The sequence below is a fragment of the Streptomyces sp. WG5 genome, from assembly GCF_049974565.1.
In the GTDB taxonomy this organism is placed as follows: Bacteria; Actinomycetota; Actinomycetes; order Streptomycetales; family Streptomycetaceae; genus Streptomyces.
This window is the reverse complement of sequence record NZ_JBNGGC010000013.1, coordinates 219,860-231,363: the sequence shown is the minus strand read 5'-3', so window position 1 is coordinate 231,363 and position 11,504 is coordinate 219,860. Positions and strand designations below refer to the sequence as shown.

Sequence of the window (11,504 nt, the reverse complement as noted above, 5' to 3'; positions counted from 1 at the left end):
ACACTCTGACAACGACACTCACTCATACATGGTTACGCTCACCTACTCGACTTCGACGCCCAGCAGGTGAAGACCCCGTCCGAGGCTGAGCCCGGCGTCGGACGGCCCCGGGCGCCGGACCACCTCGCGGCAGGGACTCCTCGCACATGCCACCCGCCGGTGAGATACTTCCCGGCCATGTGCGCAGTGGGTCGTTCGACCGCTTCGCGCGGCACGAGGAGGGGCACAGCGGATGCGAGGCGGGCGGGAACAGTGAGGGGCGTGGACTTCGACCCGACCGGGCTGGTCGGCCGAGACCGCGAGCTCGGCGAGCTCGCGATGTTCCTGGACAAGGCCGCGACGGACGGAGCCACCGTCCTTCTCACCGGTGAGCCGGGTGTGGGGAAGACGGCACTCCTCGACGCGGCCGCTGAGCTGGCGGCCGCGAAGGGCGCCCGGGTCATCCGCGGGAGCGGCGTCGAGTACGAGACGGACATCAGCTTCGCGGGACTCCACCAGCTCGTCGCCGCACTGACGGACGAGCTCGGTCGTCTGCCGCGGCCCATGCGGGAGGCCATCGAGGTCGCGCTCGGTCTCGGCGTCGGTCCCGCGCCGAGCCGGATCACCGTCCTGAACGCGGCACTGTCACTGTTCGAAGAGGCCGCGAAGGAACAGCCGCTGCTCCTGGTGGTCGACGACCTCCATGTCGTCGACCACGCGAGCCGGTCCGCGGTGGGATTCGTCGCCAGAAGACTGGGCGGTCGCCGCATCGGGCTGCTCGGAGCCCAGCGGCCGCAGTCCGGTGAGCCCTTCCCGTCCACCGGCCTGACGGAGGTCGAGGTCACGCCGCTCAACGACGCGGACGCACTGCGACTGCTGTCCCGGCGCTTCGCCCACCTCCCCCGTCGAGTCCTGTCGTCCGTGGCGCGGGATGCGCAGGGAAACCCCCTCGCACTGCTCGAGTTCGCCGCATCCACCCGTGTGTCCGGCGACCGGAACGGCAACGGGGCAGGGTGGGGGAGCGGCCCGGGACGAGACGTCCGTGCTCTGTACGCCGCCCGCGTCGAACGGCTGCCGCAGAGAACACGCGACCTGTTGCTGCTCGCGGCCCTCGAAGGCTCCGGCGACATCGGTGTCCTCGAGGAGGCCGGCGGGCCGGGCGGGCTCGAAGGGCTCGCACCCGCGGAGCGCGACCACCTGGCCATGGTCACGGAGGACGGCCGCGCCGTGCGCTTCCGGCATCCGCTGGTCAGGTCCGCGGTGGTCGACGGTTCCACCGGCGAGCAGCGGCGCAGCGCCCACCGCCGGCTGGCCGACGCGCTGGCGGACCAGCCCGAGCGCCGCGGTGACCACCTCGCGAGAGCCACGACGGTGCCCGACGAGGCGGTCGCCGCGGTGATCGAGTCGGCGGCCGGGACCAGCCTGCGGCGCGGTGACGCCGACGGCGCGGTCGCGAGGCTGCGGCGCGCGGCCGAGCTGAGCCCCGGCCGGGCGGACCGCAGGCGCCGCCTGTCGCAGGCCGCGTACATCGCTGCCTGGGTCGCGGGCTACCTGGAGGTCTCGCACGAGATCATGCGCGAGGTGCAGGGCGACCCGGCGGCCCGGTCGCTCTCCTCGGCTGCGGCCGCCGGCTTCCTGGCGCTCGTCACGGAGGGCGACGCCGACACGGCCCACGTGCTCCTGATGAAGGCGATCGAGCAGGCCCCGGCCCCGTCCGCCCTGCCACAGGACGAGCTGGAGAACGCGCTGTTCACCCTCACGCTCGCCAGCCAGTTCTCGGGCCGACAGGAGCACTGGCACCCTCTGGTGGACGTGCTCGCCCGGCTTCCCGAAGCGTCGCCCGCTGCCGCGGCGTCCCTGGGGCGCATCCACCACGACCTCGGCTCCGTCACCGACGACATGCTGCACCGCCTGGACGAGGAGATATCGCGGCTGAAGGGCCAGACCGACGCCGACGTGGTCATCCGCACCGCCCTGGTGGCCGAGTACTTCGGTCGGCTCCCGGGCTGCCGCGAGGCCGTGCTCCGGGTCATACGCGACGGCGGAGCGGTGGGGGCGAGCATGCCGGGCCTGATCTTCATCGCCGTCGACGACCTGTACGCCGGCCGGTGGCAGGCGGCGGCCGACGCCGCGGCCGAACTCATCGCGCTGTGCGAGGAGACGGGCTACCCCCTGTTCGCTCAGGTGGGGCACTACATCGCCGCGATGGCGGCGGCAACGCGCGGCGACCTCGACGTGTGCCACGAGCACTGCCGGAACATCTGGGACTGGTCGGGGCCCAGGCGCCTGCGGCGGCTGGAGAACCACGCCCACCAGGCGGCGGCCCGGGCGGCCCTCGGCACCGCCGACTTCGAGACGGCCTACCGGCACGCCGCGGTGATCTGCGCCCCGGGTGTGCTGCCGCCCTTCAACCCCGACGTGATGCTGTCCGCACCCGACCTCGTCGAAGCCGCCCTGCGGTCCGGGCGGCACGCGGAGGCGCGACGGCATGCGGAAGCGGTACGCGACGCCGGCGTCGGCCGCCTGTCGTCGCGCCTGGCGCTGACGGTGGCCACGGTCACGGCGATGACATCGGCTCCCGAGGACATGGCACGGTGCTTCGAGGAGGCGCTCGGAGTGCCCGGCTCCGAACAGTGGCCCTTCGAGGTCGGCCGCGTTCATCTGGCGTACGGCGAGGCGCTGCGCCGTCAAGGCCTCAACCGGGAGTCCCGGACGCAGTTGACCGCCGCCCGCAGACACTTCGAGCAGCTCGGGGCGCGCCCGTGGGAGGCCCGGGCCGTGGCGGAACTCCGGGCCACCGGAATGACGCGGGCCACCCGGGGCAAGGCGGGGGAGGCCCTGACCCCGCAGGAACTGGAGGTCGCCGGGCTGGCGGCGACGGGACTGTCGAACCCGCAGATCGCGTCGCGTCTGTTCCTGTCGCCGCGGACGGTGTCGTCCCATCTCTACCGCGTGTTCCCGAAGCTGGGCATCACCTCACGCGCCGAGCTCCGCGACGCCCTGGACGCTCTGCCACCCGAGCCGCCGACCGGGATGTAGTACTGCCCCGGCCCCGGCCTGAGTAGTCCGTCGGCCGGATGTCAGTCAGCTGACGGAGGCTGTCGGCACGGTGGCCGAGCGATTCTCGTGGAGACATCGCATCCGCCCGGCACTCGGGCCGGACCACGAGGAGTAGACCATGCCCTTCGTCACCACCGGCGACGGAACCGAGATCTTCTACAAGGACTGGGGTGCGGGCCGGCCGGTCATGTTCCACCACGGCTGGCCGCTGAGCTCGGACGACTGGGACGCCCAGATGCTGTTCCTCGTCCGTCGGGGCTACCGCGTCATCGCCCACGACCGCCGCGGGCACGGGCGCTCCGCCCAGGTCGGCCACGGCCACGACATGGACCACTACGCGGCGGACGCCGCCGCCGTGGTGGCGCACCTCGGCCTGCGCGACGTCGTCCACGTCGGCCACTCCACCGGCGGCGGAGAGGTCGCCCGGTACGTCGCCGGACACGGTGCCGGCCGGGTCGCCAAGGCCGTCCTCATCGGAGCGGTTCCGCCGCTCATGGTCCAGACGGAATCGAATCCCGGGGGGCTGCCGGTGGAGGTCTTCGACGGCTTCCGCGAGGCCGTGGCCACCGACCGCTCCCAGTTCTACCTCGACATCGCCTCCGGGCCGTTCTACGGGTACAACCGCCCGGGCGCCGACGCGTCCCAGGGTGTCATCCGGAACTGGTGGCGTCAGGGGATGGCCGGTGGCGCGCAGGCCCACTACGAGGGGATCAAGGCGTTCTCGGAGACCGACTTCACCGACGACCTCCGGGCGATCGACGTGCCCACGCTCTTCATGCACGGCGACGACGACCAGATCGTTCCGATCGCCGGCTCCGCCGAGGTGGCGGTCACGTTGGTCAAGAACGCGAGCCTGAAGGTCTACCCGGGGCTGTCGCACGGCATGTGCACCGTGAACGCCGAGACCGTCAACGCCGACCTCCTCGATTTCATCGAGAGCTGAGACCGGCCGGGTTCCGGCGGACAACTCGTCGGCACAGTACGGACGTATACAGGAGAGCAGGACATGACGACCACATTGATCACCGGTGCCAACAGAGGCATCGGTTACGAGACGGCGCGCCGACTCGTCGAGGCGGGCCAGAGGGTCTGGATCGGAGCCCGGGACGCCGAGAACGGCCGCAAGGCCGCCGACCGGCTCGGCGCCGACTTCGTCCAGTTGGACGTGACCGATGACGCGTCGGTCGACGCGGCGGCCGAGACGCTGCGCGCGCGGGCCGGCCACCTGGACATCCTCATCAACAACGCCGGAATCCTCGGTGAAGTGGCCGCGCCCGACAACATGACGGCCGGTCAGCTCCGCCACATCTACGAGACCAACGTCTTCGGGCTGGTACGCGTCACGCACGCGTTCCTGCCTCTGCTGCGAGCGGCGGCCGTCCCCTCCGTCATCAACGTCACCAGCGGGCTCGGGTCGTTCACGCTGGTCCAGGACCCGGAGCGGGTCGAGTCGCAGTATCCGCTCGCCGCCTACGGCTCGTCCAAGAGCGCGGTCACCATGCTGACCGTGCAGTACGCCAAAGCGATTCCCGACGTCCGTTTCAACGCGGTGGACCCCGGCCAGACCGCGACCGAATTCACCGGCCGCATCGGGCACGGTGTCGAGGAGGGCGCCGAGGCAGCGGTGCGCATCGCCACCCTCGGGCCGGACACGCCCACCGGCACGGTGACCGACCGTTCCGGTGTGCTCCCTTGGTGACGGTCCCGCCGCGACCGTCCTGAAAACCGCGGACCGAACGCAATCCCCCCGCATCGACGTCGGTTTCGTCAGCAGGCACCCAGGCAGCCAGGCCGCCGAAGCCGCCATCACCCAGGCCACCACCGCACTCCGCTCAGCCCTCCACGCCGCCTGAACCCACACCACTGCAGCACCGCGCGGCCAGACCGTCCACGGGTGAGTCCCACGGCGAGACGCCGCTCGGTCACGCCCCGGGTCCGGGGCGCCACAGAAAGGGAAAGACCCATGTCCGACACCACCACCGACCTGCGCGACTTCTACGAGCGCTACGTCGAGGCGCTCAACGCGCGCGAGTTCGACCGCATGGACGAGTTCGTCCACGAATCCATCGTCATGCACAGCGAGCCGAGCTCCCGCGCGGCCCTCGTCGCACAGTTGCACAGCATCGTCGACGCGGTCCCCGACTTCCACTGGGAGATCCAGGAGCTCGCCATCAACGGCGACAACATCGCCGTCCGTGCGATCAACACCGGCACCCCCACCAAGGAGTGGCTCGGGGCGGCTCCCACCGGCAAGTCGATCGAGATCGTCGAGTACGCCATCTACCGGGTCCACGACGGGAAGTTCCTGCACATGTCGGCCGTCCACGACGCCGAGGCCCTGCAAGAGCAGCTCGCAGGCTGACCCGGTCGGACCCGGCCGACGCGGAGTCCTACGCAAGCGGGGTGCCCCGTCCTTCCGGACGGGGCACCCCGCTTCTGAGGCAGTCGACCACCGGCTCGCACGTCCTCGCGATCCGCAGCGGGTACCGCTCACGTCCGCCCGGCCCCGCTGCTCGCACCAGGAGCGCGGCGTCATCGGCCGCCGGCACGCCGAGCCGCGTGCCACCGACCGCACCGGTGACCGTCGCGCACCCCCGGGCTCAGTCGGTCCTGAACTTGTCGGCGAGCTGGAACTCGAACTCCTCGGGCAGGTCGTAGTGGAAGACCTCGGGGGCGTCGCGCTCGACGTGGGCCTTCCAGTAGAGGTCGGCGATCACGTCCGGCTCCGAGTTCGGCCGGCCACTCCCGATCTGCGCGCCCAGGGCGACGTGCGCGACGTGCACTCCCCGGCCGGCGACGGACTCGTTCAGTGCGAGGAGCCAGTTGCGCAGGGCGGCGTTCGCGACGTTCGCGTTGGCGACCTGCGGGACGACCATCGGGCCCGATCCGGCACCGCTCGTACCGATGATGGTGCCGGCACCGCGGTCGATCATGCCGGGGAGCACCTGGCGAACAGCGGCGATCGCGCCGAAGAAGTTGGTCTCGAGCTCGGGCAGAACCGCTTCGACAGTGAGATCGACCGCGGGGACGAGTGGCCGGTCCGCCAGGTCCGACAGCGTCGGGGCAGGCGAGTACTCCAGGACGTCGATGGTTCCGAAGTGCTCCTCTGCGGCCGCCAGCGCCTTCTCCAGCTCCGGCCGGTCAGTGACATCGGCTGGGAAAGCGGCCGCCGACACCCCTGCGCTCCGGAACCTGTCGACCATGGCCCCGAGTTGCGCTTCACGTCGCGCCACGAGCGCCACGTCGAAGCCGCCCTTCTCCGCGAACTTCGCACCGATGGCGAACCCGAGTTGCGGCCCCGCCCCCACGATCGCAATGGTCGACACGGCTCGTCCTCCAACAGCAGATCCGTATGTTCCGGTTGTCGGCTGTCGCAGCGTCGGACCCGGGCCCGGCTCACCGGCCAACCGATACTCGACCTCGCTGTCGAGTCCTGTCGTTCATAGTGTCACGGCTTCCTCCCGCATGAGTCGCTCGGGCCGACACGGTCTCCCGGACCGGCCCGAAGGCCCCTGAGAAGTCCCACAGGCGGAGCCGAACCCCTCCCGGACGCGACTGGATTCCTCAGCCCGCCCCGCGTGGCAGGAATCGACCGGCGCTGCCCCCCCCGGCTCCCGTTCATCCGCCCAGGGCGGGTCCGCTCCCGGAACGGACCTTCCGCCAGGACTCCCTCGGCATGCGCCTCTTCGACGACGGCAGCGTCATCAAGTCCATGACCGTCTGGAGGATGGGCAACACGACCGACTGACCCGGCCACCCTGTTCGACGGCCCCCGGGGGCCCACGCCCGTGCCGGCCCGGTCCGCGGTCTCACCGCGGCCGGGCCGGCACAGGGCTCACGTCCTCGGGTAACCCTCAAGCCTTCCCGACGAACCCCGCCCACGCTTCACGTGAGACACGAATGACGGGTCCGGCCATGGCCTTGGAGTCCCGGATGTGTACGACTCCCGTGTCGGCCGCGACCTCGACGCACTGGCCACCCTCGGCTCCGCTGTAGCTGCTCCTGAACCAAGCGAGGCCGGAGGCTACGGCTGAGGACTCAGAGCTCTTCATAGCGATCTCAGCAACCTTTCCACGAAGTCGAACGACTCTCGGGATGGGAGAGCCTGCGATCGGATGATCCCATAGCGGGCGGCGGCGAGAGTCGTCTGCTCCGGCTCGGTTTGAAGGGCGCTGGTTCCTTGCACTTCGGTGTAGACGAACCTCATTCCGTCCTTGCGTGTGATCACCGTGAACGCGCCGTCTACCCCAGCGTTGTGCTCGCGATCTGTTGGCATGACTTGCAGCTCGACATTCTGCTTCTCGCCGATCAGGAGCAGATGTTCCAACTGACCCCGATGCACGGCCTTGCCTCCCCAAGGGTGCCGCAGCGCCGCTTCTTCGAGTACGAAGCTCAGTAGAGGCGCGGGCCACCGGTTGAAGATGTCCTGCCGGGCCAACCGGGCCGCCACCCGTTGCTCGACGGTCTCCTGGTCCAGGACCGGGCGCCGCATGTCGAGTACGGCCCTCGTGTACTCCTCGGTCTGGAGTAGACCGTTGAGTACGTGGGTGTCGTAAGCAAGCAGCTCAAGGGCCTCCTTCTCGAGCGTCGCCATTCCCTGGAAGAACACCGGATACTGAGCCCGCTCCACCTGCTCCTTCCACACCGTCAGCAACCCGCCCGCGTCCAGAACCTCGTCGGCACGCTCGATGGTCCTGGGTGAGGGGATCCGCCGCCCCTGCTCGTACGACGCGACCGTGGACGCCGAATAGCCGATCCGCCGCCCGAACTCCTCCCGCTCCAGCCCCGCCCGTACCCGCAGCGTCTTCATCGTCTGCCCGAACGCGGCGACCACGGCCTGGCCGGACGTGTCCGCCGTCGCCTGGCCCGCGTCGTCCGCCACCACGGTGTCGGCCCCCTCGCGTGCGACCTCGGTCATCGCTACCGCCTCCCTGCCCCAACGCCGCCCCGGCGACCTCGTCACGCCGCGCACCGCGTACCCGTACCGCCGCAACGCGTACAACGGGCCGTGTCGGTGCGTCACCACTGGTCACGCTACGCGACCGAAGGCACCGTCGTCGGCATGACGAGCCAACTCCCCAGCCCCCCCAGTGCCTCCCAACCCACGCGTCCCAGCGATGTCTTGAGCCACACCTTCGAGATGCGGTTCACCTCCACCCCGCGGGGCGCCCGCCTCGCCCGCCGGCTGGCCGCACACCGGTTGGACGCCTGGGGAATCCCGTACGGCACCGGCCCGCACGAGGAGATCGTGCTGATTGTCGGTGAGCTGACCGCCAACGCGGTACGGCACGGCCACGTCGCCGGCCGGGACTTCCATCTGCTCCTGCGCGCGAGCGAACCCGCCCGCACGGTCAGGATCGAGGTCACCGACACCCGTACCGAATGCACACCACCCGAACCGGACGCGCTGCCCGCACCCGACCCGCAGGACAACAGCGGCCGAGGTCTGCTGCTGGTCGCGGGTCTCGCCACCCGCTGGGGATGGCACCTCCGGCCGGGAGATCCGGGCAAGACGGTCTGGGCGGAGTGCGTGTTCGCAACTCCCCTGTGAGCTCGGGGCCCTGGTGGAACAATGTGGCGAGATGACCGCCAGTGACTACTCTCCGTTCGCCCACCTCACCGTCCCCAACGCCCCCCTCTACCGCCAGGTCATGCGCGCGTTCCTCGCCGCCAAGGAGCGGTTCGCGGTGCATCTGCGGCCGGAGGACGTGTACGCCGCCCTGGACGCGGGGAGCCGGCCCGCCGACCCGGACGCGGTGACGCAGGCGCTGGACAAGCTCGTGGAGTGGGGCAATCTGCGGGCCGACCCCGATCACGCGCGGGTGACGGCGGTCGAGGACTTCTACCGCAGGCGGTTCATCTACCAGCTCACCCGGGCCGGTGAGGCGGCCGAGGCGGCGTTGGGGACGTACGACGAGGTGCTGGGCCGGCGCGGCGAACTCCAGGCGGTCGCGCTGCACGACATCGTGACGCAACTGCGTGCGCTGCTGGTGATCGCCGCGGAGGGAGAGCCCGACCCGGCCAAGACCTACGTCGCGCTGTCCGTGCTGACGGCGCGTTTCACCGACCTCGCCGACAACGCCCGCGCCTTCATGGGCTCGCTCCAGCGCACCATCGACCTGCACGACATCGAGGTCGAGGCGTTCCTCGCGTACAAGGACCGGCTGATCCAGTACCTGGAGCGGTTCATCCAGGACCTCATCACCCTCGGCGGGCGGATCGCCCTGCTCATCGGGGAACTGGAGGAGCAGGAGCGGGTCGGTCCGCTGCTGCGGCTCGCCGCCGCCCGCGAGGCCGCCGACGCCGCTCCCGAGGACGCCGAGCGGGCGGAGGCGGTGGCGTACGAGCGGTGGACCGCCCGGTGGTCCGGGCTCGCCGAGTGGTTCGTGTCGGGGGAGGGGCGGGAGTCGCAGGCCAGACTGCTGCGCGGGCGGGCACTCGGCTCGATCCCGCAACTGCTGGCCGTCGTACGGCAGCTCAACGAGCGGCGGGCCGGACGCTCGGACCGGTCGGCCGACTTCCGCACCCTCGCGCGCTGGTTCGCCCAGGCACCCGACGACGCGGCACGGCACCGGCTGTGGCGGGTGGCGTTCGGGTTGCACTCCTCCCGGCACCTCACCGTCGACGCCGACACCCTCGCCGAACGGACGGCCGCCCCTGAGCCGGCCTCCACCCCGTGGCACGAGGCACGGCCGCTGAGTATCAGCCCCCAGTTGCGTCGCACCGGCAGCTATGAGAGGCGTGGCAAGCCGCGCCGGGTGGCCGACCGGGGTGAGGCGAAGCGCCGGCTCGCCGAGATCGCCGCCCGGCAGACGGAGGAGACCAGGCGGGCGCGGGACCGTCTCGTGACGGACGGACCGGTGCGGCTGTCCCGGCTCGGCGGACTCGACCCGCATGCCTTCCAGTTGTTCCTGCGGCTGCTCGGCGACGCGCTCGCCACCTGGCGGCCGGGCACCATCACCACAGTCGCCACCAGCGGGGACGGTTCGATGGAGATCCGGCTGACCGCCCTCGACGACGGATCGACAGCCGAAGTGCGCACTCCCGACGGTGTGTTCAGCGGCCCCGATCACCTGATCGACATCGTCGACCTCACGGTGGGGCAGGGCGACCGCGCCGCCGCACCGCCATCGGCACCCGTTTCCCTCCCCGCCCCGCGGCGGGACACCGTTCCCCAACTCACGGAGGACCGATGAGTGGCCCCCGCCCCCTGGCCGAGGTCCTGGACGGCCAGCGGCAGGCCGACCTCCAGAAGGCCGCACGAGCCCTGCTGAAGAAGCCGCTGCTCACGGCCGACGGACCGTACGCGGACGAGCTCAAGCTGGTGCGCCGGCACACCGCCGAGCTGCGGGAGTGGTTCGAACGCAACGTCGGCTGGACGCTGCGCACGGACGCCGACGCCGCCCGGCTGCGCAAGACACCGGGCACCCTCACCGACGCCACACACCCGGCGCGCGAGGCCACCCGCAGCGCCCTGCCCTTCACCCGCCGCCGCTACGTCCTGCTCTGCCTGGCCCTGGCCGCGCTGGAACGGGGCGAGTCCCAGGTGGCGCTCGGACGCCTCGCCGAGCAGGTCGTCCTGGCCGCAGCCGATCCCGAACTCGTCGCTGCCGGGATCACGTTCACTCTGGAGCGGCGCGACGAGCGCCTCGACCTCGCGGCCGTCGTCCGCCTGCTGCTGCGGCTCGGCGTGCTGCGGCGGGTCGCCGGCGACGAGGACGCCTACGTCAGCGGATCGGGCGACGTGCTGTACGACGTGCGGCGGCGCGTGCTGGCCGGGATGCCCGCGTCCCTGCGCGGTCCCTCCATGGTCGAGGCCGACGGCTTCGAGGAGCGCCTGGTGGAGATGACCGCGTCGACCGTGCTCGACAGCGACGAGCTCAGGTTCCGGGCGGTCCGCTGGAAACTGACCCGCATCCTGCTGGACGACCCGGTGCTGTACTACGACGACCTGACCGACGACGAACTGGCCTACCTCACCCGGCAGCGCGGCTTCATCACCGCCCGCATCAACGAGCTGACGGGACTCGTCCCGGAGACCCGGGCCGAGGGCATCGCCATGGTCGACCCGATGGACGACCTCACGGACGCGCGCATGCCGGAACAGGGCACCCACGGCCACATCACCCTGCTGCTGGCGGGGCACCTGGCCCGGGCGGACGGGCCCGTCGAACCGGCGGAACTGGCGGCACGCGTACGGGAACTGGCCGTGGAGCACGGCGGGTTCTGGTCCAAGTCGGCGAGGGAACCGGGAGCGGAGCCCGAACTCGTCGAGCAGGCGCTGGCCAGGCTGGTGGCGCTGGGACTCGCCGAGCGCACCGAAGGGGGCGTCGTACCGCGGCCGGCCCTCGCGCGGTACGCGGTCGGCGAACCTGTCGTCAGGGAACCCGGACGGGCCCGCAGGTCCGCCACGACGGAACGACCAGTGCGGCCCGTGCAGCCCGTGCAGGACGAAAGGTGAACCG

The 11,504-nt window shown here is 71.2% G+C and carries 10 protein-coding genes; 7 read left to right on the top strand and 3 right to left on the bottom strand.

What is annotated here, in order from left to right; genetic code table 11:
* The first annotated feature begins 261 nt into the window (after positions 1-261).
* The 4 genes from ACP4IX_RS16720 to ACP4IX_RS16705 all read left to right on the top strand — a co-directional run bounded on the left by ACP4IX_RS16720 (position 262) and on the right by ACP4IX_RS16705 (position 5,401).
* Positions 262-3,018 carry an ATP-binding protein gene (locus ACP4IX_RS16720; RefSeq protein ID WP_426526005.1) on the top strand — a complete coding sequence of 919 codons (2,757 nt, stop codon included), beginning with the start codon at positions 262-264 and terminating at the stop codon, positions 3,016-3,018.
* A 139-nt stretch (positions 3,019-3,157) separates the two neighbouring features.
* A complete protein-coding gene (locus ACP4IX_RS16715) occupies positions 3,158-3,982 on the top strand; it encodes an alpha/beta fold hydrolase (RefSeq protein ID WP_426526007.1) in 825 nt (274 codons plus the stop codon).
* Positions 3,983-4,045: 63 nt separating this feature from the next.
* Positions 4,046-4,738 carry an SDR family NAD(P)-dependent oxidoreductase gene (locus ACP4IX_RS16710; RefSeq protein ID WP_426526009.1) on the top strand — a complete coding sequence of 231 codons (693 nt, stop codon included), beginning with the start codon at positions 4,046-4,048 and terminating at the stop codon, positions 4,736-4,738.
* A gap of 264 nt (positions 4,739-5,002) precedes the next feature.
* Positions 5,003-5,401 (top strand): ester cyclase, encoded by a 399-nt coding sequence (locus tag ACP4IX_RS16705; protein ID WP_426526011.1) that lies wholly within the window; start codon positions 5,003-5,005, stop codon positions 5,399-5,401.
* Positions 5,402-5,639: 238 nt separating this feature from the next.
* Here the strand turns inward: ACP4IX_RS16705 and ACP4IX_RS16700 are convergent, their stop codons facing one another.
* The 3 genes from ACP4IX_RS16700 to ACP4IX_RS16690 form a co-directional block, all read right to left on the bottom strand.
* Positions 5,640-6,365, bottom strand: coding sequence for an SDR family NAD(P)-dependent oxidoreductase (locus ACP4IX_RS16700; protein WP_426555962.1), 726 nt, complete (start codon positions 6,363-6,365; stop codon positions 5,640-5,642).
* Between the two features lie 528 nt (positions 6,366-6,893).
* Positions 6,894-7,091 (bottom strand): DUF397 domain-containing protein, encoded by a 198-nt coding sequence (locus ACP4IX_RS16695; RefSeq protein WP_426555961.1) that lies wholly within the window; start codon positions 7,089-7,091, stop codon positions 6,894-6,896.
* Positions 7,088-7,957, bottom strand: a complete 870-nt coding sequence (locus ACP4IX_RS16690; protein ID WP_426555960.1) for a helix-turn-helix domain-containing protein — start codon at positions 7,955-7,957, stop codon at positions 7,088-7,090. The genes ACP4IX_RS16695 and ACP4IX_RS16690 overlap by 4 nt, the downstream gene beginning before the upstream one ends.
* Before the next feature lie 144 nt (positions 7,958-8,101).
* Here ACP4IX_RS16690 and ACP4IX_RS16685 point away from each other — a divergent pair, with 144 nt between their 5' ends.
* Genes ACP4IX_RS16685 through ACP4IX_RS16675 form a run of 3 tightly spaced genes read left to right on the top strand, consistent with a single transcriptional unit; the run spans position 8,102 to position 11,500 of the window.
* Positions 8,102-8,590 (top strand): ATP-binding protein, encoded by a 489-nt coding sequence (locus tag ACP4IX_RS16685; RefSeq protein WP_426526019.1) that lies wholly within the window; start codon positions 8,102-8,104, stop codon positions 8,588-8,590.
* Between the two features lie 31 nt (positions 8,591-8,621).
* Positions 8,622-10,235 (top strand): TIGR02677 family protein, encoded by a 1,614-nt coding sequence (locus tag ACP4IX_RS16680; RefSeq protein WP_426555959.1) that lies wholly within the window; start codon positions 8,622-8,624, stop codon positions 10,233-10,235.
* Complete coding sequence (locus ACP4IX_RS16675; protein ID WP_426555958.1) at positions 10,232-11,500, top strand: TIGR02678 family protein; 1,269 nt, start codon at positions 10,232-10,234, stop codon at positions 11,498-11,500. The genes ACP4IX_RS16680 and ACP4IX_RS16675 overlap by 4 nt, the downstream gene beginning before the upstream one ends.
* The last annotated feature ends 4 nt before the right edge of the window (positions 11,501-11,504 follow it).

Bases quoted from the DNA above. Each gene is read 5' to 3' on its own strand.
- ACP4IX_RS16715 (WP_426526007.1), top strand. From the start codon at position 3,158: ATGCCCTTCGTCACCACCGGCGACGGAACCGAGATCTTCTACAAGGAC.
- ACP4IX_RS16710 (WP_426526009.1), top strand. From the start codon at position 4,046: ATGACGACCACATTGATCACCGGTGCCAACAGAGGCATCGGTTACGAG.
- ACP4IX_RS16705 (WP_426526011.1), top strand. From the start codon at position 5,003: ATGTCCGACACCACCACCGACCTGCGCGACTTCTACGAGCGCTACGTC.
- ACP4IX_RS16695 (WP_426555961.1), bottom strand. From the start codon at position 7,091: ATGAAGAGCTCTGAGTCCTCAGCCGTAGCCTCCGGCCTCGCTTGGTTC.
- ACP4IX_RS16690 (WP_426555960.1), bottom strand. From the start codon at position 7,957: ATGACCGAGGTCGCACGCGAGGGGGCCGACACCGTGGTGGCGGACGAC.
- ACP4IX_RS16685 (WP_426526019.1), top strand. From the start codon at position 8,102: ATGACGAGCCAACTCCCCAGCCCCCCCAGTGCCTCCCAACCCACGCGT.
- ACP4IX_RS16680 (WP_426555959.1), top strand. From the start codon at position 8,622: ATGACCGCCAGTGACTACTCTCCGTTCGCCCACCTCACCGTCCCCAAC.
- ACP4IX_RS16675 (WP_426555958.1), top strand. From the start codon at position 10,232: ATGAGTGGCCCCCGCCCCCTGGCCGAGGTCCTGGACGGCCAGCGGCAG.